The organism is Citromicrobium bathyomarinum (genome assembly GCA_001306305.2).
Taxonomy (GTDB): domain Bacteria; phylum Pseudomonadota; class Alphaproteobacteria; order Sphingomonadales; family Sphingomonadaceae; genus Alteriqipengyuania; species Alteriqipengyuania bathyomarina.
The window spans coordinates 1,035,055-1,058,425 of sequence record CP155577.1; the positions used below are offsets into that span (position 1 = coordinate 1,035,055).

14 protein-coding genes and 1 tRNA gene are annotated in these 23,371 nt (G+C 63.5%); 7 read left to right on the top strand and 8 right to left on the bottom strand.

All coding sequences use genetic code 11. The features are described from left to right. The first annotated feature begins 29 nt into the window (after nucleotides 1–29). Genes VO57_005355 through VO57_005375 form a run of 5 tightly spaced genes read left to right on the top strand, consistent with a single transcriptional unit; the run spans nucleotide 30 to nucleotide 5,929 of the window. Nucleotides 30–1,604: an MBOAT family O-acyltransferase gene (locus VO57_005355; protein XBL70767.1), complete on the top strand. Its 1,575-nt coding sequence runs from the start codon at nucleotides 30–32 to the stop codon at nucleotides 1,602–1,604. A gap of 6 nt (nucleotides 1,605–1,610) precedes the next feature. Beyond that, nucleotides 1,611–2,774 carry a hypothetical protein gene (locus VO57_005360; GenBank protein ID XBL70768.1) on the top strand — a complete coding sequence of 388 codons (1,164 nt, stop codon included), beginning with the start codon at nucleotides 1,611–1,613 and terminating at the stop codon, nucleotides 2,772–2,774. Continuing rightward, the gene (locus VO57_005365; protein XBL70769.1) at nucleotides 2,771–3,685 is read left to right on the top strand and encodes a class I SAM-dependent methyltransferase; all 915 of its coding nucleotides are present in this window, start codon (nucleotides 2,771–2,773) and stop codon (nucleotides 3,683–3,685) included. Before VO57_005360 ends, VO57_005365 begins: the two co-directional genes overlap by 4 nt. An 11-nt stretch (nucleotides 3,686–3,696) precedes the next feature. Further along, nucleotides 3,697–3,942 carry an acyl carrier protein gene (locus VO57_005370; protein ID XBL70770.1) on the top strand — a complete coding sequence of 82 codons (246 nt, stop codon included), beginning with the start codon at nucleotides 3,697–3,699 and terminating at the stop codon, nucleotides 3,940–3,942. A 43-nt stretch (nucleotides 3,943–3,985) separates the two neighbouring features. Then, a complete protein-coding gene (locus VO57_005375) occupies nucleotides 3,986–5,929 on the top strand; it encodes an HAD-IIIC family phosphatase (protein ID XBL70771.1) in 1,944 nt (647 codons plus the stop codon). A 4-nt stretch (nucleotides 5,930–5,933) separates the two neighbouring features. Here VO57_005375 and VO57_005380 read toward each other — a convergent pair whose 3' ends face one another. From VO57_005380 to VO57_005395, 4 genes are read right to left on the bottom strand one after another with little or no spacing between them, the layout of a single operon-like run. Then, nucleotides 5,934–6,917, bottom strand: coding sequence for a DUF2891 domain-containing protein (locus tag VO57_005380; protein XBL70772.1), 984 nt, complete (start codon nucleotides 6,915–6,917; stop codon nucleotides 5,934–5,936). Beyond that, entirely contained in the window at nucleotides 6,908–7,870 is a 963-nt protein-coding gene (locus VO57_005385) for a DUF979 domain-containing protein (protein ID XBL70773.1), read from the bottom strand. The genes VO57_005380 and VO57_005385 overlap by 10 nt, the downstream gene beginning before the upstream one ends. Continuing rightward, nucleotides 7,867–8,607 (bottom strand): DUF969 domain-containing protein, encoded by a 741-nt coding sequence (locus tag VO57_005390; protein XBL70774.1) that lies wholly within the window; start codon nucleotides 8,605–8,607, stop codon nucleotides 7,867–7,869. The genes VO57_005385 and VO57_005390 overlap by 4 nt, the downstream gene beginning before the upstream one ends. Continuing rightward, the gene (locus tag VO57_005395) at nucleotides 8,604–12,161 is read right to left on the bottom strand and encodes a hydantoinase B/oxoprolinase family protein (GenBank protein XBL70775.1); all 3,558 of its coding nucleotides are present in this window, start codon (nucleotides 12,159–12,161) and stop codon (nucleotides 8,604–8,606) included. Before VO57_005395 ends, VO57_005390 begins: the two co-directional genes overlap by 4 nt. A 332-nt stretch (nucleotides 12,162–12,493) precedes the next feature. Here VO57_005395 and VO57_005400 point away from each other — a divergent pair, with 332 nt between their 5' ends. After that, nucleotides 12,494–17,095, top strand: a complete 4,602-nt coding sequence (locus VO57_005400; protein ID XBL70776.1) for an FG-GAP-like repeat-containing protein — start codon at nucleotides 12,494–12,496, stop codon at nucleotides 17,093–17,095. Between the two features lie 101 nt (nucleotides 17,096–17,196). On the opposite strand, the gene VO57_005405 is transcribed toward VO57_005400, so the two are convergent. Together VO57_005405 and cls are read right to left on the bottom strand one after the other, a co-directional pair. After that, a complete protein-coding gene (locus tag VO57_005405) occupies nucleotides 17,197–17,910 on the bottom strand; it encodes an endonuclease/exonuclease/phosphatase family protein (GenBank protein XBL70777.1) in 714 nt (237 codons plus the stop codon). Between the two features lie 4 nt (nucleotides 17,911–17,914). Beyond that, on the bottom strand, nucleotides 17,915–19,372 hold the full coding sequence (gene cls / locus VO57_005410) for a cardiolipin synthase (GenBank protein ID XBL70778.1): 1,458 nt from the start codon (nucleotides 19,370–19,372) through the stop codon (nucleotides 17,915–17,917). Nucleotides 19,373–19,645: 273 nt separating this feature from the next. On the opposite strand from cls, the gene VO57_005415 reads away from it, so the two are divergent. Beyond that, nucleotides 19,646–21,925 carry a GGDEF domain-containing phosphodiesterase gene (locus VO57_005415; GenBank protein ID XBL70779.1) on the top strand — a complete coding sequence of 760 codons (2,280 nt, stop codon included), beginning with the start codon at nucleotides 19,646–19,648 and terminating at the stop codon, nucleotides 21,923–21,925. Nucleotides 21,926–22,357: 432 nt separating this feature from the next. On the opposite strand, the gene VO57_005420 is transcribed toward VO57_005415, so the two are convergent. Together VO57_005420 and VO57_005425 are read right to left on the bottom strand one after the other, a co-directional pair. After that, a tRNA-Leu gene (locus VO57_005420) sits at nucleotides 22,358–22,444 on the bottom strand. Nucleotides 22,445–22,602: 158 nt separating this feature from the next. Then, nucleotides 22,603–23,319, bottom strand: coding sequence for a zinc-ribbon domain-containing protein (locus tag VO57_005425; GenBank protein XBL70780.1), 717 nt, complete (start codon nucleotides 23,317–23,319; stop codon nucleotides 22,603–22,605). Nucleotides 23,320–23,371: the final 52 nt, after the last annotated feature.

Below are 23,371 nucleotides of genomic sequence, written 5' to 3' on the forward strand. Positions count from 1 at the left end.
CGCGCCAGGGTTCGAAAAGGCTGCTGACAGTGCTGTTTACTGACCCGGCCTACCTCTTCCTGTTCCTGCCGATCGTCGCCTTCGTGTGTGCAGGTGTGCGCTCGCGCTTCGGGGTCGAGTGGGCGCTGGCCTTCCTGTTCGTCGCCTCTTGCGCATTCTACGTCGGCTGGGGCGTCGACTATCTGATCATGATGCTGGCGAGCATCCTGGTGAACTGGGCCGCGTCGCAGTCGCTGATCCATCTGGGGGACGATCGCAAACCGCTGCGCAGGGCGATCTTCTGGGCTGGCATCGCGTTCAATTTCGGTGCGCTGATCTGGTTCAAATACTCGTGCTTCTTCCTGAATTACGCGGAAAGCTCGGCCGCCTTCAACGCCGGGCTGGTGGCGATCCCGGTCGGCATTTCCTTCTACACCTTCCAGCAGGCGGTCTTCCTGCTCGACGCGTACCGGCGCGACCGCGAGGTGATCGACTATCTGGGAACGGAGCGCGGCGCGCGCGGACGGGCGCGCGGCTTCGTGCGCTACGCCGCCTTCATCGCCTTCTTTCCCCAGCTGGTGATCGGCCCGATCGTCTATCTGAAGGAATTCGCGCCGCAGGTTCGCAATGCCGATTTCGGGCGGCTGGTGCGCATCAATATCGAAGTCGGCCTGTTCCTGATCATCGTCGGCCTGTTCAAGAAGGTGCTGATCGCGGACAATATCGCGCGCTATGTCGACCCCGTGTTCGACATGGTCGCGGTGGGCGGCGAACCCAATCTGATCGACGCATGGACCGCCGCGTTCGGCTACTACGCGCAGCTCTATTTCGACTTTTCGGGCTATAGCGACATGGCGCTCGGCTCGGCTCGCATCCTCGGCATCATCCTGCCGATCAACTTCGCCTCGCCGCTCAAAGCGAACTCGATCGGCGACTTCTATCGCCGCTGGCACATCACGCTGACCCGCGTGATCGCGCTTTTCATGTACACGCCGCTGTCGCTGTTCGGCGCGCGGTTCGCGGCGAGGCATATCAAGCGGAAGCCGCTCGCCCGGTTCCCGCTGATCTGGCTTCCGCTGCTGGTCAATTTCGAGGTGATCGCACTGTGGCACGGCGCGACGATGACCTTCGTGCTGTTCGGCCTGCTGCACGGGTTGTGGTACGTGCTGGAGATTGAGGCGAAGAAGACGTCGGCTTGGCGCACGTGGAAATCACGCTCCAGCGAGACCGCGCGCAACATCATCGGCCGGGTCGCCTTCACCGTGCCGATGGTGCTGTGTTTCGCGCTGTTCCGGTCCGAAAGCGTCACCACTTGGAGCCATATGGTGGGCGCCATGTTCGGCCAGCAGGCGCTTCCGCTCGATCAGGTCGGTCTGCGCGATTTTGGCGAGCTGGCGCTGGTCTTCGCCATTCTCGGCTTCTGCTGGTTCCTGCCCAATGCCTACGAACTGGCGCGCGATCACAAGCCGGGGCTGTTCACCTGGACCTACCCGGCCAACCGCAACCTGCTGGCGCGGATCAAATGGGCGCCCAACATCATCTGGGGCGCGATCATGGCGGGGGCCTTGCTCGCCACGCTCTATTACGTCAGCCGTCTTCCGCCGTTCATCTATCTGGGATTCTGAGCGACCGTGACGAAGCCCGACGACAGCACGACCTCTCCTGCCGAACGCCAGCGCGGTCGCCGGATCCTGCGCTCTCCCTTCATCCTCGCGATCCTGTCGGTGGTCGCGTTCTTCTGGGTGGTGACCGGGGCGGTGATCGCGATCGACCCGCTCGACCTCTATGACTGGGGTGAGCCGCCGCGTCTGCTGCCGGACTATAACCGCCACACCAATCGCGAGATGTACATGGTTGCGGCGCGTACCGACGTGGACGTGCTGCTGCTCAGCAGCTCGACGCTCGCCGCGATCACCAGCGATGAGATGGAAAAGAGCTTCGGCGTCGAAAAGGCGTTCAACTTCGCGGTCTCCGGCCCACGCCCCGCAGACCGCCGTTTCCTGCTGGAGCAGGTGGCCGCCCATTCGCCCGCCGAGCGGGTGATCGTGAGCTTCGACTATCTCTTCGTGCTGCCGCCCGACTACGCATCGGATCTGTTGCCGACCTATCTGTACGACGACAATCCGCTCAACGACCTCAGGATCGCATCGCCAAACGTGCTTCGGCTGACCATGCAGAAGCTGAAGGGAGAGCCGATCAGGCTACCTGGATGGGAGTATTCCACCGCGTTGGCGGCCGAACGGCAGGAATATGCGGCGTTCCAGCAGAAGCTGACAGAAGAGCGCGAGGACGACCGGCACCGGGCATCCGCCGCAGATATGGACAGCGCATCGCAGGACTGCGCGGACTACCCGCTGGTCTCGCAGATCCTCCCGGAACTGGTCGACCGGATGACCGCGCGCGGCAAGACAGTCGATTTCGTGATCCCGCCCTATTCCCTGCGGCTTTATCGCAGCTGGCAGGATTATGGCGTCGCGGCGGAGGTTGCCATGGCCGAACCCTTTCTGCCAAAGCAGATCGCGATCCGCCGCTGCCTCGTCCGCGCCTTTGCCGGGCGTGACGATGTCAGGGTGTTCGCTTTCGACAACGAGACCTGGATTACCGGCGACCTGACCAATTATCGCGACGAGGCGCACGTACAGAACCCGGCCATCTACCGCTTTATTCTGAACAGCATGGCGCGGGGCCGCCATCGCCTGACGACCGGGAATTTCGAGAATTACGCAGCTAGGCTGACCCGCAATGTGGAGCAGGGCGCGGGCACAGAGATGAACCAGAAGGGGCCGACGACATGAACAGGCTGGAACAGCATTCGACCTTGTCGCGGCTTTATGCGCTGCAGCTCGAGGTGTTTCCCCAGCATGAGGATTTCCTCAGCCGCCGGATCGCGAACAGTTCCGACGAGCATCTCGTCGAACTGGAGCATCTGGCGCAGGTGATCGCGCGGATCGGCGAAGGCAAGCTGGAGACGATCGCGCGCGACTATGCGTGGCTGACCAACGAGATGCTGGAAGAGGAATACTACTTCCGGCGCCATGGCACCTATCGCCTCTCCACCTTCGAGGAGGCGGAGCGCACGGTCTACGCCAATGCGGAGTTCATGCAGAAATACATGAACGGGGTGCTGTTTTCCCACCTGTGGTGGGGCAATCACTCGCGCGTGATCATCCACTTCCATCGCGAATTCCTGTCCCGCATCAAGCAGGGCGCGCATCATCTGGAAGTCGGGCCGGGCCACGGCCTGCTGCTGTATCTGGCCGCCAATTCGCCGCGCACCGGATCGGTGACCGGCTGGGATGTCAGCGCGACCAGCCTGCGCGACACGCGCCACGCGCTCGAGGCGATGGGTGTGCAGAAGCCGGTGACGCTGGAAGCGCACAACATCGTCGATGCGCCCTCGGGCAAGTTCGACAGCCTGACCTTCTCCGAAGTGCTCGAACATCTGGAACAGCCGCGCGATGCGCTGAAGACGCTTCGCGCGCTGCTCAACGACGGGGGCAAGATTTTCGTCCACGCGCCGGTCAACTCGCCCGCGCCCGATCACATCTATCTGTTTCGCGAGCCGGAGGAGATCGTCGAGATGGTGCGGGATGCGGGCTTCGCGATCGACGAGACGGTGAATTTTCCCGGCATGGACGCCTCGCTGGAGCGGGCGCGCAAGCTGAAGCTGACGATCTCGACCATCGTCGTCGGGACCGCGATCTAGAAAGGGTGCAGATGACCAGGGAAGACGTTTACGCAAAGCTCGAACCGATCTTTCGGGAGCTGTTCGATCAGTACGAAGGGCCGATCACCGACGAGCTGACGGCCAATGATGTCGAACAGTGGGACAGCCTTGGCCATGTGCAGCTGGTCGTCGCGCTGGAGCAGGAATGCGGCGTGCGCTGCGCTCCGCAAGAGGTCACCGGACTGCCCGATCTGGGCGCGCTGGTCGATCTCTTCGCCGCCAAGACCCAGGCCTGAGCCGCGCCGGGGCGGGCGGTGACGTGATGGCGGGCTGCTGAGAATGGCGATGCTCGAATGGAAGCCTCCGCTTTCGCCGCAATGGGGCGAGCGGAAGTCTACCGCCGATGCGCTGCTGACCGAGGCGGGAAACGGCGCTGAGCTAAGTCCCGACGCGCAGCGGCAACTGGCCGAGTGCCTTCACCGCATGGCCAGCGAAAAGCTGGGGCCCATGCAGCAATTGCAGCTGGAACGGCTGGCGCGCCGTGCGGTCCAGGCCGTGCCGCAGCTGGAGCCGTTTCGGTTTCTGAGGGTCGGCATCGTCTCCGATCGCACGCTCGATTTTCTGGCCCCCGCGCTTCAGGCAGCCGGGCTCGCGCGGCTGCTGCTGATCGAGCCGGTGCTGGCACCGCCGGGCAGCGCGGCATCGCTGGCGTTCGGCGCAGGCGACCCGTTCGACGGACCGGTGGACATCGTACTCTACTGGCACGACGCCACGATGACCCACGCCCGCACCGCGCTGCTCGACACGCAGGCGCAAGAGGCGGCGATCCACGCGAGTACGGCGGCGCTGCGACAGACGGTCGAAGCCCTGCAGGCAAAGTGCCGCGCGGACGTGCTGGTATCGACCACACCGCTGCCGCCTGCACAGCGCGTCTCTTCGATCGACGCAATCACGCCCGGCTCCATGGCGGCGCATGTCGCACAAACCAATGCGGCGGTGTTCGAGGGCGCGGCGCGCGGTGACTGGACATTGATCGATATCGCCGCGCTCGCCGCCGATGTGGGGCACGCGAGCTGGTTCGATCCGATGCGCCTGTTCGATCTCAAAGTGCCCTTCGCGATGGAACTCAATCCCGTGGTCGCGGACCATGTCGCGCGCCACCTGGCGGGGGCGTTCGGAAAGGCGCGGCGTGCGCTGGTGCTCGATCTCGACAACACGCTGTGGGGCGGGGTGATCGGCGATGACGGGCTGGAGGGGATCGAAGTCGGGCAGGGCAGTGCGGCGGGCGAGGCCTACCTTGCGCTGCAGCAGCTCGCGCTCACCCTCAAGGATCGGGGCGTTGCGCTGTGCGTATGCTCCAAAAACAACGACGAGACTGCACGCCAGCCCTTCGCAGAGCATCCCGACATGCTGCTGCGGCTGGACGACTTCGCCGTGTTTCATGCCTCCTGGGACGACAAGGCAAGCGGCGTCAGGGCCATCGCGCAGGCGCTGCGGCTGGGGCCGGAATCGCTCGTCTTCATGGACGACAATCCGGCGGAGCGCGCGCGGGTGCGGCAGGAGCTGCCCTTCGTCTTCGTGCCCGAACTGCCCGAGCAGCCGTTCCGCTACGCCACGATCCTCGCCGCGTCGGGCGCATTCGAGCATGGGTCGCTCAGCGGCGACGATCTCGCCCGCGCGCAGTCTTACGGCAGCGATGCGAAGCGGGTCGAGATGCAGGCGGCCATCGGCAATTACGAGGATTACCTGCGCGCGCTCCAGATGGAGATCTCCATCACCCCGTTCGACGATATAGGCCTGCCGCGCATCGCGCAGCTGGTGGCCAAGTCGAACCAGTTCAACCTGACCACGCGGCGCTACGGAAAGGACGAACTCGCCCGAATGCAGGCATCAGGCGATGTGCTGTGCTGGCAGGTGCGCCTCAGCGACCGGTTTGCCGATCACGGCATGATCGCGGTCGTCATCGTGGCCAAGCGCGGGGATGACTGGGTGATCGACACCTGGCTGCAATCCTGCCGGATTTTGCAGCGCGGGGTGGAGCAGGAGATCGCCAACCGGCTGGTCGAGGCTGCGCGTCGCGAGGGCGCGGGCCGCGTGCTTGGCGAGTATATCCCAACCAGCAAGAACGCGCTGGTTGCCGATCTCTTCCCCCGACTGGGCTTCGCAGCCATCAACGCACCGGCATACGGCGACGAGGCAAGCGAATGGTTCGCCTGTGAGGTGGATGGCTTTACAGCGCATGCGACCTTCTTCGGGTCGCCGGATGCAGGCCACCCGTCCTGACCCGCTAGGGCTTCTCCAGCAGGGCGAGCAGAGCGAAGCTCGCCAGCCAGTGCTCTCCCATATAGTCGCCGGTCACATGGGGCAGCGCGGCTTCGAGGTGCGCGGTGGCGCAGGCATCGATCAGGTCGCGATCCTCGGCATGGCTGAGTGCGGGGAGGATCGCGCGCAGCGCCCAGGCGCGGCTGAGATTGAGCCCATCGAGATGGGCGATCTTGCCGTCGCTCCGGTCGGAGACGCTGGCGGGCCGAAGCCGCTCAAGCCAGCGATTGTCGAGCACCAGTCCGGCGAACCAGTGAGCAAAATCGACCCGGGACATGACGTTGCGCATTAGCAGCGAAGCGCTGAGCACGGGGGAGAGAAACTCGTCGCCGCCCGGCTCCCATCCGGCATAGTTGCTGCGCTCGGCGAATACCCGATCTGCCCAGGTATCGATCGTTTCGACCAGTTTCGGGTCGCGGGTTTCGGCCCACTCGCGCGCCAGCGTCAGCGCGAAGGCAGTGTTGTAATGCGTGCCGACAAAGACGGGGTAGGTGAGGACGCCCAGATAGTCCTTGAACGCCTGCGCGAAATGGCGCGCCAGCGGCTCCAGCCGTGCGGCCCATTCTTCGTCATGGCGCGCGGCTTCGTGGTGCAGATAGAGCAGCCAGCCCCAGCCATAAGGCCGTTCGAACCCGCGCGACGAAGGCCGCTGCGCATAAGCCAGCTCGACCCCGATCTTCTCGGGCGTGAAGGTGCTGTCGGCTAACGCTTCTATGTCGCGCGCCTCGTCGCTGTAGGGAAACAGGCGGCGCAGCGTGAGCAGGGTCCACCAGCCATGCACGCAGGAATGCCAGTCGAAACTGCCGAAGAAGCACGGATGCAGTTCGCGCGGGGGGGATACATCGGCATCGCCATCCATCACATGGTCGAGCTTGTGCGGATATTCGCGCGCCACGTGGCCCAGCGCGGCCTGCGCGAAGCGGGCCGCCGTTTCCTGCGTCAGCTCCATAGCAGGAACCCTCCGATATAGATGATTGCGATGTTGCAGACCCACAGCGGGATCGCGGTCCACACCTGCTGTTTGATCACGCCGTTCTGATCGTCAAGCTCCAGCAGCGCGGCGGGCACGATGTTGAAGTTGGCCGCCATCGGGGTCAGCAGCGTGCCACAGAAGCCCGCCAGCATCCCGACCGCGCCGATCACCGCCGGGTTGCCGCCATAGCCTTCCACCAGCAGCGGAATGCCGATCGCGGCGGCCATTACCGGGAAGGCGGCGAAGGCATTGCCCATGATCATGGTGAAGATCGCCATGCCGAGGCAGAACACGATCACCGTCAGCAGCACGCTGCCTTCGGGAATAACCTGCCCGGCAAGGCTGCCGATGATGTCGCCCACCCCGGCCACTGCGAACACCGCGCCCAGCGCCGCGAGCATTTGCGGCAGGATCGCCGCCCAGCCGATCGAATCGAGCAGGCGGCGGCCTTCTTCCGCAGGGGCGAGGGCAGGGGGCTTCAGCCACGCCATCGCCACCGCCAGCGCGACCAGCACTCCGATCGCGAACAGCAGCAGCGTCTCGCGCCGGGGCTCGAACAGGCCGGTCCCGCTGAGGGGCGTCCAGTTATATGCGAGCGTGCCTGCGACCGCGACGAAGGGCACGATCAATGCAGGGACGAACAGCCTGTTGCCCTTCAGCTCGGCCAGCTTGAACCGCTCTTCCAGCGTGGTGGTGGGCGGATCGCTGCGACCCAGCCCGCCAACGCCTGCAATGGCGACCAGCGCCAGCACCAGCACTCCGTTGAGCAAAGGCGTAAGGTGGCTCCCGAACAGGAAGCTCACTGCGAGCAGGCCCCAGAAGGCGGCGTTGCCCCACCGCTTGCCATTGCTGCGATCGAGCGCGCTCAGCACCGCCCAGATGGCGAAGAAGATGCCGGCGAGGATATAGAGCCATTCGTAGGTGATCACTGGCCGTCTCCCCGTTTGGTAAGGACGACGGTGGGTTCTTCGACAGGCCTGTCTCTGTGCGCGATGGCCGATGGAAGCCGGCCCAGTCGCCGGTCCATCGTCATGATCCGGCTCGAATGGATCAGGAAGGCGCAGATCGCGGTCGGGATCGCCCAGACCGAGAGTTGCAGCGGCGTCATCGGATAGCCTGCCGATTCGAATACGCCCTGGATCAGCAGGATGGAGGCGATCGCGAAGAAGATGTCCTCGCCGAAGAACAGCCCGACATTGTCGGTTGCCGCCGACATGGCGAGCACTTTCTGACGCTCTCCATCGGGCAGGTCGCCGTGTGTCTTGACCGCCGCCGCCTCGGCCATGGGCGCAACCAGCGGGCGGACCGCCTGCGGGTGTCCGCCGATGTCTTTCATGCCGAGCGCTGCGGTCAACTGGCGAAACGCGAGGTAGATCACCAGCAGCTTGCCCATGGTCGCCCCGCGCACGCTTTCGATCAGACCGCGCGCGCGCTGCTGCAATCCGTATCGTTCCAGCAGGCCGATCACTGGCAGGATGATCCAGGTGACCGAGATGTAACGGTTCTCGTTGAACGCCTGGCCCAGCGCCTCGATCACCGAAACCGGGTCTAGCCCGGCCAGCAGCCCGGTCGCGATCGCCGCACCGACCACAACCAGCAGCGGATTGAATTTGAGCGCGAACCCGATGACGACCAGCGCAATGCCGATCAGCGGCCAGTAGTTCATCCGTTTGTCTCTCCATACCCGCCCCCGCCGGGCGTGAGGATCACGAAACTGTCGCCCGGCTGCATGTCCGCGCTGTCGGTCGCCGACAAGTCCTCGCGCGATCCGTCGGTGCGTTCGACCCAGTTTTCCCCCGGCAGCGCATCGCCGCCGCCCGCGATCCCGCGCGGGGGTACGGTGCGCCGGTTGGCGAGGATGTTCGCGCGCATCGGCTCGAGGAAGGTCACCCGCCGCTCGACCCCGTCACCGCCGGTATGCGCGCCCCTGCCACCCGATCCGCGCCGGATCGCGAAGGTGTCCAGCCGCACGGGCAGCCGCGTCTCGAGGATTTCGGGGTCGGTCAGGCGGCTGTTGGTCATGTGCGTCTGCACCGCGCTGGTGCCGTCATGGTCCGGCCCCGCTCCCGATCCGCCAGCGATCGTCTCGTAATATTGATGGTTCTCGTTGCCGAAAGTGAAGTTGTTCATCGTGCCCTGGCTGGGCGCGAGGCGTCCGGTCGCGGCGAACAGGCAGTCGGTCACCACCTGGCTGGTCTCGACATTGCCTGCGACCACTGCTGCGCCGGGCCTTGGGTTGAGCATCGATCCTTCGGGTACGATCAGCTCGACCGGGCGCAGGCAGCCGTCGTTCATCGGGATCGGATCGTCGATCAGCGTGCGCAGCACATAGAGCGCGGCGGCGCGGGTGATCGATCGCGGCGCATTGAAATTGTTTGGCTGCTGATCGCTCGTGCCGGTGAAGTCGAACACCGCAGAGCGGGTCGCATCGTCGATCCGGATCGCGACCTGCACCTGCGCGCCATTGTCCATCGGGTAGGTGAACGCGCCATCCTCCAGCCGGCCAAGCAGCGCGCGCACGCTCTCCTCCGCATTGGCGAGGACGTGATCCATATAAGCGGTGACCATCTGCGCCCCGCGCTCGTCCGCCGCCTGATGCAGCAGCTCCGCGCCTCTGGTGCAGGCGGCCAGCTGGGCGCGCAGGTCCGACAGGTTGCGGTCGGGCCGCCGTGCCGGGTACTTCGCGTCCGCCAGCGCCGCGCGGACCGCATCCTCGCGGAAGGTGCCCTCATCGACCAGCAGGAGGTTGTCGATCATCACCCCTTCCTGCTCGATCGTGCGGCTCTCGGGCGGCATCGAGCCGGGCGCGATCCCGCCGATATCGGCGTGATGGCCGCGCGCGGCGACAAAGGCGTCGGGCGTGTCGCCGTCATCGGAATAGAACACCGGTGCGATCACCGTGATGTCGGGCAGGTGAGTGCCGCCGCGGAACGGATCATTCACCACATAGGCATCGCCGCGCCGGATGCCGCGACCATCGCGCGCATCTCCGCGCACTTCGATTACTCGGGCGATGCTGTCGCCCATGCTGCCCAGATGCACCGGAATATGCGGCGCATTGGCGATCAACTCTCCGCGGGCGTTGAACAGCGCGCAGGAGAAATCGAGCCGTTCCTTGATGTTCACCGAGGTCGCGGTGTTCTGCAGCACCACGCCCATTTCCTCGGCAATCGCCATGAACAGGTTGTTGAAGATCTCCAGCCTGACCGGATCGACCTCGGTCCCCGCCGCGCGCGTGCGTTCGAGCGGGACCGTGCGGCTCAGCACAAGGCTGCCTTCCTTGGCCAGCTGCGCTTCCCATCCTTCGTCGACCACGGTGGTAGAGCCCGGATCGATCACCAGCGCGGGGCCTGCGATCGCCTGCCCGGTGGAGAGCGCGGCGCGCTCGTAGGTCGGCCATTCGCCCGAGGCTTCCCCATCGACCGCGACGGGTTCGATCGGCGCATCGCCAAGCCCGCCGGAGGTCCCGCTCGCCTCCACGCTCAGTGCTTCGACGATGATCGCGGCGTCCTTGTCCGAATAGCCGTAGCGCTGGCGGTGGAGCACGCGGAAGGCGGCGTCCATCGCGTCCGCATCGGTGCACTCGATGGTCAGCATGGAATCGCTGCCGTCGAACCGCAGCCGTGCTCGGGCGGCGAGCGTGACGTCCTTCGCGGCGATGCCCTGCTCGGTCAGTGCGGCGCGAGCCTCGGCCCGCAAGGCATCGAGTTCTTCGGCAAAGCCATCGTGCAATGGCCGGACCAGGCTGACCTCGCGGATCGCCTTTACGGGGGCGAGGCCGATGCCGTAGGCGGAGAGGATACCGGCGAGCGGATGGACCAGCACGGTCTCGATCCCCAGCTCGTCCGCCACCTTGCACGCATGTTGCCCGCCCGCGCCGCCGAAGCAGGCGAGGGCATATTCGGTGACATCATGCCCGCGCGCGACCGAGATCTTGCGGATCGCATTGGCCATGTTGTCGACCGCGATCGCCAGGAAGCCACGCGCGATGTCTTCCAGAGGTTTGGGTTCGGGCAATTGGGCCGCGATCTCTTCCAACCGTTTGCGCGATGCTTCGGGGTCGAGCGGCTGGTTGCCCTCCGGTCCGAAGACATGCGGGAAGAAGGCCGGATCAATCCGCCCGAGAAACAGGTTGCAGTCGGTCACCGTCAGCGGGCCACCCTTGCGGTAGCAGGCCGGGCCCGGGTCCGCACCGCCGCTTTCGGGCCCGACGCGGAAACGTGCGCCGTCGAAGCTGCACACCGAGCCACCGCCCGCCGCCACGGTGTGGATCTGCATCATCGGCGCGGCGACCCGCACGCCTGCGACAAGGTTCTCCGCCGCCAGCTCCAGCTCGCCCGCATAATGCGCGACATCGGTACTGGTCCCGCCCATGTCGAAGCCGATCAGCTTGCGATGGCCGAGCGGCTCGCCCGCCGCGACCATCCCGACCACGCCGCCAGCTGGGCCCGACAGAATCGCGTCCTTGCCGCGAAACGCGCCGACCTCCGCCAGCCCGCCATTGGATTGCATGAAGCCGAGCCGTTCGACCGGGGGCAGGTCCCGCTGAAGCCCGTAGGTGTAGCGTTTGAGCACCGGGGAGAGATAGGCGTCGACCACGGTGGTATCGCCGCGCGGCACGTATTTGATCAGCGGCGCGACCTCGTGGCTGACGCTGACCTGCGTGAAGCCGAGTGCGCGCGCGATCTCGCCCAGCCGCGCCTCATGATCGCGGTATTTCCAGCCGTGCATCAGGATGATCGCCAGCGCATCGAACCCCTCGTCGCGCAGGTTCTGCAACGCCGCGCGCGCGGCATCATCGTCGAGCGGGTGCAGGATCGTTCCGTCGGCTCCGATCCTCTCGTCGATCTCGACAACCTTGGCAGGCAGTTGCTCGGGAAGGATGATGTGGCGGGCGAAAATCTCGGGCCGCGCCTGCGCGCCGATCCGCAAGCCATCGCCGAAGCCGCGCGTGGTCACCAGCGCGAGGCGTTCGCCCTTGCGCTCCAGCAGCGCGTTGGTTGCCACGGTGGTGCCGATCCGCAGTTCGGCGATCGGCGCCTCTCCATGCTCCGTCATCAGGCGGCGAACGGCTTCGGTCGCGGCATCGTCGTAATGGCCGGGATTTTCGGAGAGCAGCTTGTCGGTCACCAGCCGCCCGTCGGGCGTGGTTGCGACCACATCGGTGAAAGTACCGCCGCGGTCGACCGCGAAGCGCCATGCGCGGGAATGTTCGGTCACGAAGGCTCGCTCGTCTTGCCGTAGAAGGGAGGCGAAACGTTGTAGGGCTGTGCGCGGGCTTGTCCAACCGGGCATGCAGGCCGCGATGCCGTTGTCGGGCGAACACCATTTGCGCCGGACTATTGTCAAGAATCTGTAGCACAGAACCCGATCAATCGATGCCAGGCGGCGAGATCGTCGAGAATCTCCTGCCTATAGATGATTGGAAATGCGAATTGATCACTGTTGCTCAAAAATAGATTGGCATGTAAAAATTGGATTGGGCGATTCGGCTTAATTGTGGTGATTGATTTCGCTGCGAGCAGAGGCGATTGGGTGAAGGGGGTGGCTTTATGCCGACAATTACGTTCAGCGAGCGATCAGTAGGAACGCGTAACCCGACATTTTCTTTCGACGAAAACACCGTTCGAACCTCGGGGCAGATCGTTCGCGATGGCGCTCAGCCAGCGTCCCCCTCTTTTGCCGCAAACAGTAACTATTTCGGCCCTGTTTTCCTGTTTTTCGAGCGGGCCGTTACTTCGGTCTCGCTCGCCGCCGGCTATTTCGACAATCTCGGCAGCACGCGGATCGAGTTTCTGGACGGCTCTGGCCGAGTACTGAGTTCGATTCTCAATTCCGCGTTCGGCGTACAGACCTACAGCTTTGCCAGCGAAGCGGGCATCGCCTCGGTCCGTGTGATTGATGAATCCTATGACGCCGCCGGGTTCTCGATCGACACGGTGATTTTCGGAGATCCCGTTGCCTCGCTCTCTCCGCCTGTGGTGAGCCAAACGGCAGGCGCTCTCCTCCTCGATCGCGATTTCGGACAGGTCGGCCCATCTTCGCTGGTCTTCAGTGAGGAGCTCGGCCCCGGCGACAGCTTGGACACGATCGCATTCACGGCAGCGGCTCCGGGGGCGATTACCCTGACCGTCGCGCTTGATTCCGATCCGCAGAACGTCCGCGCAATCACCTTCGCGGTGACCGAAGGACGCAACTTTTTCAGCTTCCGGCCTCCCGAGGCTTACACAAGCGATCAGTCCTACACCGTTCGGATGGATGTCGACATTCAGCAACCCGATGCCGAACGGCTCATGGATGCCTGGATCAGCGACACGGCGGCCGCCATACTGGGCGGCACGTTCGATTTTCAGGAAGCGAAGTTCGATCTTCTTGAAATCGCGCAAAGGGTCGATTCTCCCGATGGTGCTGCGCGCCTGCTGGGCAAGGTGGCGGGGGTGTACAGCCTTGTCGGGCTGGTATTCGACGCCTCCGTTCGAACTAGCCGGGTTCGCAATGCGGAAGATTTTCGCGAAGAGTTTTTCGTGCAGGCTTTCGATGCCGCGACGGAGACTCTCGTCTCTTCCGGGCCTGCCGCCGTGGGCGCGATGACGCGACATCCGATAGGTATCGCCCTTGGTATCGTCACGGGCTTCGTCGGAGGTGTCGCGTATACGGTTTTCTTCAGTGATGACGTGCAAGACTATGCGAGGACGCTTTACAGGGAGTCCTTCCAGTCTCTCGATGATCTGCCATACATGTACGACACCGATTACGCCGACAGTAATACCGCGCCGATAAGCTTCGATGCCGATTACTATCTCGACACCTATGCGGACGCTGCGACCGCCGTCGCCAACGGCGACTATGCGACCGCCTATCTGCATTACATTGGCGTGGGGGCGGCGCTCGGCTATGCGCCCGCAGAGGGGGTGGCTCCAATCCCGGCCTCGGCCATTGCCAGCGAGACGACCCCAGAGCTCGCCCGGCAAGGCTACAACAGCGCGCTCTTCATCCAGGCAGCCGGCGATTTTTCGGGCGATACCGCTTCCGCCACTGAGATCGGGATCGCCGCGACACTCAACGATGCGCGAACCGCCGGATCCGAGCTGGGCCTGAGCGGTGCACTGTTCACGCTTGCCAACCGGATCGCTCAGGACGTTGCCGTCAACCGGCTCGTGGAGCCTTCGGTCGCGTTCACGCCGACCGATCTGCAAGGCTGGATCGCCACGATGTCCAACGGGCAGGCAATTCCGGACGCATTCGCATCCTATCTCGGAGGAAGTGCGAACCTCCAGTTCTTTGCGGTCTATTCCGACGATGTGCAGCCCGAAGACATTCTTTCGCGCTTCCTTGCCGACGCTGAAGCCGCCCCAAGCCTGCTTGGCACGTCGATCCGGAGCATCGGCATCGGTGAACATGCGGGCGTCTACGTCATCGCGGTCAGCACCAGCGTCGCAGGCTCCGGCCCTGCCGAAGACGCGGCACCTCGCGAGCTTGTTCTGGCGGGTGATGAAGGCGCCGATACATTCTATGCGGGTGGCGGAGTCGCCAATCTGACCGGTCGGGATGGCGCCGACATGCTGGTTGGCAGTGCGTACGCGGACCGCCTCGACGGCGGCGCGGGAGACGACGTCATCCGGACCAACGGCGGGGCGGATATCGTGTTCGGGGGCAGCGGAAACGACCGCTTCATCATCGATTCCGGAAGCGCGCCGGTAGATCGGCCCGACATCGTCAAGCTGGTAACACAGGTAAATGGAACCCGCGAAACCGCGATCACGCTCGAAGGGGGGTTCGACCTTGTCTCCGACTGGAGAATTGCCGACTCCGCGACAATCCCGCATGCGACCGTCAACGCCGTCTCCAGCAGCGGGCGGGAGTTCTACGCGGTGACCGTGGCCCAAGGGGCCACGATCGTCATCGATATCGATCGGACGACCGATTTCGACAGCGCGCTCAGGATAGTCGATTCCGCTGGGCAGACAATTTCAGCCAACGCGACTGCCAGCGTGATCGATCCGGGGAGCGATTTTACCTACGATGCCTATCTCACGCACACGTTCGAAGCAGGCGGCACCTATTACATCGAAGTCACCAACGAGCGCGGGGAGATGCCGGCAGGCTCTTCCTACACCATGAATGTTTCCCTCACCGGGGCGACCATCCCGTCGCTCAGCGCTGCTGCGACAGTCTATGGGGGGACGGGCGACGATGTTTATGAGGTGGCTGGCGCTGGCGATTTGCTGGTCGAATATGCCGGGGGAGGCACCGACACGGTCCTTAGCCGTGTTTCCTACACACTCGGCGCGAATATCGAAAACCTCACGCTCGTCAGTGGATCGGGTGCAGTCGAGGCTGCCGGAAACGACTTGGATAATCTTCTTCGCGGGAACGCGGCAGACAATGTGATCCGCGGAGGCGCGGGCGACGATATTCTGGTGGGAAGCGGCGGGAACGATGCGATCGACGGGGGCGCTGGCACGGATACTGCAGTGTTCTCTGGCAACCGGTCGGACTATACCATCTTCAATATTGCCAATGGTCAGGTCCAGCAGATCAGCGGGCCCGACGGCGTCGACACGCTGTTCAGCGTTGAACGCCTCGCTTTCGACGATGGCATTTACGCGCTCGGCGCACAGGCTGGCGAGTTGCAGTTCCGGTATGACCAGTTTGGCGCCGGAGATGCCGCAGGCGGCTGGTCGAGCAACGAGCGCTATCCAAGGACCGTCGCAGATGTGAACGGGGATGGGCGCGCCGACCTGATCGGATTTGCGTCTTCGGGTACTTTCGTGGCGCTTGGCCAGGCGAATGGCACCTTCGCGCCGCTCCAGCTGGGCATTGCCGGCTTTGGATCGGCGGATGCCGCAGGCGGCTGGGCGGATGGCGACCGGTTCCCCCGCACGATGGGTGACGTAAACGGCGATGGCCGTGCAGACATCATCGGCTTTGGCAGCGGTGGTACCTACGTGTCTTACGGCCAGGCGAGCGGCACCTTCGCGGCACCGGTGCTTGCCTTGGCGGGTTTCGGCTCCGCCGACGCAGCGGGCGGATGGCTCGACAACACACGCTTCCCGCGCGAAGTGGCGGACGTGAACGGCGACGGACGCGACGATCTGATCGGTTTTGGCGGTGCAGGCGTCTACGTGTCGCTGGCGCGCGCCGACGGCGGCTTCGGGAACACCTATCTGGCAACGAACAGCTTTGGTTTTAGCCAGTCCGCTGGCGGCTGGAGTAACAACGACCTCTACCAACGCACTCTTGCCGACATCAATGGCGACGGTCGTGCGGATATTGTCGGTTTCGGGAGTGGCGGGGTCTACATCTCCTACGCGCTCGAAAACGGAACTTATACCGACCCCGTCCTCGGTTATAGCGGATTTGGCTCGGCCCCGTCTGCCGGCGGGTGGCTGACACAAGACCGGTTCCCGAGAATGCTTGGCGATCTGAATGGCGACGGAGCCGTGGACATCGTCGGCTTCAGCTCGAACGGCACGTGGGTGGCACTGGGCGATGGTGAGGGCGGGTTTTCCAACGCAACGCTCGCGACCGATCAGTTCGGCTATGGTGATGCAGCCGGAGGTTGGGCCACCAATGATCGTTTCCCTCGCATTCTGGCCGATATCAATGGCGACGGGACCGACGATATCGTCGGCTTCTCGTCCGGCGGCGTAGTCGTCGCTTACGGCGGCACCAGTGACTGGGTCCGCATCGGCCCTGCGCTGGACTATTACGGTGAGCCTGGTTTCGGGACCGCGCAAACCGGTGCGGACCTGCTGTTCGATGTCGCGTCCAATCAGGCCCTGTTCGGCGAGCTGCGTGACAACGAAGTCCATCTGCCCAGTGACAGGATGCTGCACCCCGTGGTGTTCGACGAAGGATCGCGCGAGCTGTTGATCGGTCCCGACCAGCCCGTCTTCCGCTTCGAAAACAGTTCCAGATGGGGCCGCGCCTCGGTGATGGAGAGCGAGGTCGAACTCGCCGGCCTGCAGGTCTTCGATGCGCCCGACACGCATGTTGTCGAGCCGGGCTTTGAGTACGGCGCCGCAAGTGCCGCGATCCGCGCATTGCAGGCAGAGGAGAACTTGTTGGGCGATGCGCTGCATCAGCCGCTCGTCGTCTCATCCATTGCGCCGGAACTGGAACCGCTGATCGACAATATTGCGCTGTTCTAGCGGATCACTGCTGACGCGAGAGACGCGGGGCTGCTTCGCCGTTCGGCGTGTGCCGACCAGCGCCGCCTCTCTCCAGCCAGGTCTGCCAGAGCGTCGGCGCATCAATCCGGTATGCGGAAAACGCCCCAGACGGGAAGGTGGTCGGACGCGCGCGAGGCGAGCGGGCTGTGGTGCACGCCGAACTCGACGGCCTCCAGCGGTGCTCCGTGAATGATCCGGTCGAGCCGCCCCATCGGGCGCTGGCTGTGGAAGCTGCGCCCGCAATCGAGCACGGTGAAGTGGCGTCCGAATTCCTTGAGGCAGCCGCCGTTGGGTCGCCATTCATTGAGGTCACCCGCCAGCAGCGTGGGCCGCTGCTCCTGCGCCACGCGTGCCAGTTCGGCGATCGCGCGCGCCTGTCGCACGCGCCACAGGCCGGACAGGTCCAGATGCATGCCGAACACGGTCAGTTCCGGCCCGGTGGGAAGCCGCAGGGTCGCGGTCACGACCCCGCGCGGTTCGAGATAGGGAATATGGAGGACGTCATGCTCCAGGACGGCGATGTCGCGCCTGACCATGATCGTGTTCCCGTGCCAGCCCATTGAATCGTGCTGCACGTCGAAGGGCACCGGCATGTAATCGGTATGCTGCTCGACCAGAAAATCGGGCAGGGTGCGCTCGCGCTGCCCGAACCGCCGGTCTGCCTCCTGCAGGACCACGACGTCCGCATCGACCTCACCCAGCACTTTGAGGATGCGTGACGGATCGCGCTTGCGATCCGTGCCGACCGCCTTGTGGATGTTGTAGCTCGCGAGCTTGAAGGTGGGATTGGCCATCGTTTCAGATCAGCTCGCTCAGCATTCGTGCGGTGTTCTCCAGCACCTTGTGCATCAGGGGGCGATGCTTCCATTCGGCGAACGACACGGGAGTGGATTGTTCGAGATAGCGATTTTCCACCTGCTGGAGGTCTTCGGCGAAAGCGTGATCGTAACATAGCAAATCGATCTCGGCATTCAGTTCGAACGAGCGCATATCCATATTGCTCGATCCCAGAATCGAAACCTCGTGATCCACCCGGGAATGCTTGGCGTGCAGGAATTCGGGGCCGAACAGGTGAATTTCTGCCCCGAGCGAGAGGATTTCCTCGTAATAGCTGCGCTGCGCCAGCCCGGCGAGGTACTGATCGCATTTCGCCGCAGTGATCAGCCGCACCCGGACCCCGCGCAACACCGCGCCGCGGATGGCCGTCAGCAGCGAGTCATTGGGCACGAAATAGGGCGTGACGATAACGATCTCTTCGCTCGCATTGTGCATCGCCTGCGCCACGATCAGATCCATCCCGCCAACCGGATTGTCCGGCCCGGTGGCGATCATCTGCGCCGCCAGTCCGGCTTCCACGGGTTCGAGCGGAGGGAACATCGCTTCCTCGACCAGCTGCTCGAGCGTTTCGAGATACCAGTCGCACACGAAGATCGCCTGCAGCTGAACGACAAGCGGCCCTGTAACGCGAACCGCGAGTTCGCGGTTGGCCTGTCTTCCATGATCTTCTGGCGCCCAGATATTCTGCGAGCCGGTGTAGCCGACCCGACCATCCACCACCACGATCTTGCGGTGATTGCGCAGGTCCACGCGTGAACTGGACAGACGCCGGCGTAGCGGCAGGATGTCGTGCACCTCGATGCCCGCAGGCTCCAGCCGCCGCTTGATCGATGCAACCGAGCCGTAGGAGCCCAGCGCATCGATCAGCAGGCGGCAGGTCACACCCCGCGCGCTCGCCCGTTCGAGTGCCGCGAGCACGCGATCGCCCGCACGGTCGTTCTTGAAGATGTAGAACTCGACATGCACGTGGTGCCGGGCGCGGTCGATATCCTCGACGATCCGGTCGAACGTGGCGTGATAGTCACCGAGCGGCTCGATCCGGTTGCCATCGACCGCCGGGAACTGGCCCAGCCCGTGTGCCAGGTTGGCGAGCGAGTGATTATCCTCGCAAAGTCGGGGCGATATCTCTGCCTTGTCGAGCCCCGATTGCCGGGTAATCCGGTCCAGAATGCGCGGCAGGTCCGCGACCCGCTCCTGACGCTGCTTCGCATATTGCGGCCGACCGATCAGCCAGTAGATGAGCAGCGCGACCCACGGCAGCGCAAAAAAGATCAGCAGCCAGTTACGCGCCTCTGCTGGCGGGCGGCGGAAGGGCACCACCACGAAGGCAATCATGGCGATGATCCAGCCGATAATTGCGAAGAGGTGGTCCCAGATCCACTCGAAGGTGCCGTCGACGATGCTGCCGATATCGATCATCGGGCGTACCCAGCATCTTTGAATGGCAGAAAATCGAACATCGTGTGATTGACCCGATCGGCTCTTGCTTGGTTAACGGCCGGTGGCGGCTTGCCGTTTCCGGAAAGTTTCGGATTCTTCGCGTATCAAGGATGCTTCGCAAGCGTTTTCGCGGCGGAGCAGACCATCAGCGAGCCGGCACGAGAGCGCCGCGTCGGTTGCCTCGCCGCTGTGAACACTCCTTTTACGCATATTTACTAGGACGGATGCGCAAAACCGGAAGGGCCTCATTTCGTGCATCGCAAGTTCTGGCTGAGCGAGAGATCGCGCCACGTGTACATCGCGATTGCAATCGCGCTGTTGGCGGGTGCGATTTCCCTTCTCAAGCCCTTGGACATCACTGCGTGGGCGATCCAGTCCAAGCTCGGCGACAGAGAGTCTAGCGGCACCATCGCGCTTGTCGAAGTGGGTGCATACACGGACCAGAATGCGGCCGAAGGAAATCGCCGCATAGCGTCGTTGGTCAGCAAGCTCCGCGATGCGGGCGCGCGCCGGATCTTCGTGAACATCCCTCTCCGACGTAGCGACACGCCTTCAGCCGACCTACGCCTCAAGCGCGTTTTCGCCGAGAATCGCAATCATGTCTTTCTTGCGGACAAGGGTCCCCCGCGCAGGGAAGCGGGTGTCTTGGAGCGGCGTCCAGACGCTTCGTTTGCCGCAGGATCGCAAACTTTCGATAACTATATCGAACAGGACTTCCTGGGTTTCGTATGGAACATCAAAGCGCGGGGGCGCGACGGGCGCGAAAGCCTGGCCTTCGCGCTTCATCCGGGCGGTGAGGCGCGGAGCCAGGTCTTCATCGATGGAACGATCGATGCCTCGTCGATTCCCAGAATCGACGACGAAAACCTCGATGCTGCCATTGATAGCTTCGACATCCCCAACACCACGTTCGTGATAGGCGTCACGCGGCTCGGTAACGAACTGCGGATCGCGAACGACGGCTACGTGGCGGATTCGGTTCCGCACATCCTCGCCGCGGAAACCCTACTCCGCGGTACAGGACAACACATTCCGTTCTATGCCTTCCCGCTCGCGGTCGGATTTGCGCTGCTGCTCAGTGTGTGGCTCGCGCGAACCGCTAGGCTGAGGCGAATTCTTTATGCCGCCTGCGTCCTTGCCCTCCTCGGCGGAGTTGCTCTGACAGGCGTTGCAGGAATGCAGGCGAATTTCGGCGATACGTTCCTGCTCTTGACGCTTTACGCGATTATGCGCGGATTCGTCCTGTACAAGCAGCGCCACCTCTACATCGACCCGATCAGCAAGCTGCCCAATTTCTCGGCATTGAGGCGCGATTTCTCGGCTAGCGAAGGGCAGGGCGATCTGGGTGTAGTGGTCGTCAAAATCCTCCGCCTGGACTCCATTTTTGCGCACCTCAGCGAGGGAGAAAAGCGCGCCTATCTGAGACAGATATCGGACCGCTTGTCGATCACGGGCAAGAATACGAAGATCTATTTCGACGGCGGGAAGTACTTCGCATTCATACTGGATGCGGCGATCGACTATGAGTCCCACCTGTCGGGTTTGCGCGCAATCGTTTCGCAGCCCATCATTATCGCCAGCAAATCGATCGACGTCGCGGTCACGGTCGGGGCAGATTTTTCTTCACGAGGCCTGCCCGCGCACAGAATGAGCTCGGCCATTGCGGCAGCGGATCACGCGCGCGAAGCATTCCAGCCCGTCTTCATCGTTTCGGACGCCTGCCATGACGACGATGAATGGGACCATTCGCTGACGGCGCGACTGGCCGAAGCGCTTGCCGAAGATCGCATTTCGATCAAGCTCCAGCCGCAAGTCGACTTCAAGACCGGTAAATTCGTGGGTGCCGAAGTGCTGGCGAGATGGCAGGATGAAGCGGGCAACGAGATTTCGCCGGCGCGCTTCATCCCGCAGTTCGAGCGCATGGCACGGCTCGACGAGCTCACAAGTCGAATTCTCGACAAGGCAATGGCTGCCTTGCGTTCCTTGCAGGAGTCGGGGTGCGCCCTTCCTCTTTCGGTTAACGTATCAGCCGTGCAGTTCGTGGACGAACGCATCGCCGAAATCGTTGAAAAGAGTCTCAGAGAGTACAACGTCGATCCCTCGCTCCTGAAGATCGAAGTGACCGAAACCGCCCGGATCGAGGATTTCGAAACCGCCTGCCAGATCGTCGAGCGTCTTCGCAAGCAAGGCATCACATTCTCGCTCGACGATTTTGGCGTGGGCAGCGCCAATCTGGAGGCGTTGCAACGGCTTCCTTTCGACGAGGTCAAGATCGACCAGCTCTTCATCCAGCAGCTCGCCGGATCATGCAAGACACGCGCGATCGTCGAGGGCGTCCTTCACACTGCATCGAAGGCGGGAATGACGTCTGTCGCGGAAGGGATCGAGGATCTCGAGACGCACGCCTGGTTATCCAGCCTGGGCTGCGATCGCGGCCAGGGCTACTTCATCGCCAAGCCGATGCTGGTGTCCCAGTTTACCAGTCTGATCGAGCTCAACCGGTATGTCACACCACGTCCGGATTATGGTTAAGGGTTTACTAACATTCTTGGTTAATATACGTAAACGTCCTCTATCCTTAGAACCAAGGGGACGAAATATGTGGGATATCTGGGAATGGATCTTCGGTCGCTAAGCGATCGTCAGTTCAATCAACGAAAGGCCCCGTTTTCGGGGCCTTTTTTGTTGGTTGAACAAGGCTGAGCGGACCGCTTGGCGGCATGTCCGGCAAAGCAATGTCACCTCCGCCAGCGGCTGGATGCCGCGCGAGACGAATCGGGTTTCAGGGGCTTTTCGGACAGCAAAATGCGCTGCCGGGATTGGCGGGTCTTCGGCGAGGAAGAGGGAGAGCTAGGAATTCTTGGCCTTCAGTCGTCCATTCATTCGCAGCGAGCCCGCGCAAGCACGCGCTTTGGGTGGTCCGGCAGGGCCGGTATCGTTTGTCCGGATCCCTTAAGGAGATTTTGGTGCGGTCGAGAAGACTCGAACTTCCACGGCCTTGCGGCCACAACGACCTCAACGTTGCGCGTCTACCAGTTCCGCCACGACCGCACACAAGCCCGTAAGTTTCGGGCTGCATCCGGGGCCAGCCAGTCAGGCTCTGCCCCGTGAGGAAGCGGCCCACTAGCAGGGGGCGCGGCACCCCGCAAGCGGGTTTGCGGAACAATCTTGCAAGAATCTCCACACGCGTCCGCTGTGTGGCTTTTGCGTCAGGACGGGCTCCAGCCGATCTCCGCAAAACGCGCCGATTTGGGCAGGTCGGTGATCGCCTCGTTGATGCTGAGCGTCTCGCCCGGCTGCAGGCGGCCCTGACGGGGAAGGATTTCCCAGTTGTAGACCTTGCGATTGCGCGAATCGTACAGGACGATCAGCACCGGCGGCACCGTCTTGGTTTCGCGCCCGACATTTTTGATCTCGCCCGCGACGCCGAAATATTCGCTGCCGTCGGGCAAGGTGCGCCGATCCTGCTTGCTGGCCGGGAATTCGAGCACCAGGTCGGGCTCTTCCATCGCGAAAGTCGGCCGGCTCACCGGCACCCAGTCGGGCAGGCCCGCATAGCTTACCGCCGCGATCGCACCGACCGAGATGACCGCGAACAGGCTTGCCGCCATGCCCCACATCTTGAGCGGATTGCGCCGCGGGCGGAACGGCGGCTCGGCCGAGAACTGGGAGCGGTCCTCGCTCGCCCGTTCGCGCGGCTCGGCAGCGGCGATCGGAGGAACGTCGTGCCAGGGCTGGCGCGCGGTCGGCTCGTCCTCGACGCTGGTCGCGGTGCCATCGCGCTCAAGCTCTTCGAGGTCGAGTTCGCTGCCCGACTGGAACCAGCTATGGCGGCACCGGGCGCAGCGCACCGTGCGTCCTTCGGGGCCGATCGCGCTATCGGGTACGGCATAGCGTGTATCGCAGGCAGGGCAGGCGAGTATCATAGTGTCTTTTGCATTACGCCCGGCAAGCGGCGGCAGGCAAGCTTCCCGTCGG

Excerpts from the sequence above, each read along its gene's own strand:
- VO57_005365 (XBL70769.1), top strand. The coding sequence starts at position 2,771 with ATGAACAGGCTGGAACAGCATTCGACCTTGTCGCGGCTTTATGCGCTG.
- VO57_005375 (XBL70771.1), top strand. The coding sequence starts at position 3,986 with ATGGCGATGCTCGAATGGAAGCCTCCGCTTTCGCCGCAATGGGGCGAG.
- VO57_005405 (XBL70777.1), bottom strand. The coding sequence starts at position 17,910 with ATGGCCAATCCCACCTTCAAGCTCGCGAGCTACAACATCCACAAGGCG.
- VO57_005425 (XBL70780.1), bottom strand. The coding sequence starts at position 23,319 with ATGATACTCGCCTGCCCTGCCTGCGATACACGCTATGCCGTACCCGAT.
- cls (XBL70778.1), bottom strand. The coding sequence starts at position 19,372 with ATGATCGATATCGGCAGCATCGTCGACGGCACCTTCGAGTGGATCTGG.
- VO57_005400 (XBL70776.1), top strand. The coding sequence starts at position 12,494 with ATGCCGACAATTACGTTCAGCGAGCGATCAGTAGGAACGCGTAACCCG.
- VO57_005370 (XBL70770.1), top strand. The coding sequence starts at position 3,697 with ATGACCAGGGAAGACGTTTACGCAAAGCTCGAACCGATCTTTCGGGAG.
- VO57_005390 (XBL70774.1), bottom strand. The coding sequence starts at position 8,607 with ATGAACTACTGGCCGCTGATCGGCATTGCGCTGGTCGTCATCGGGTTC.
- VO57_005380 (XBL70772.1), bottom strand. The coding sequence starts at position 6,917 with ATGGAGCTGACGCAGGAAACGGCGGCCCGCTTCGCGCAGGCCGCGCTG.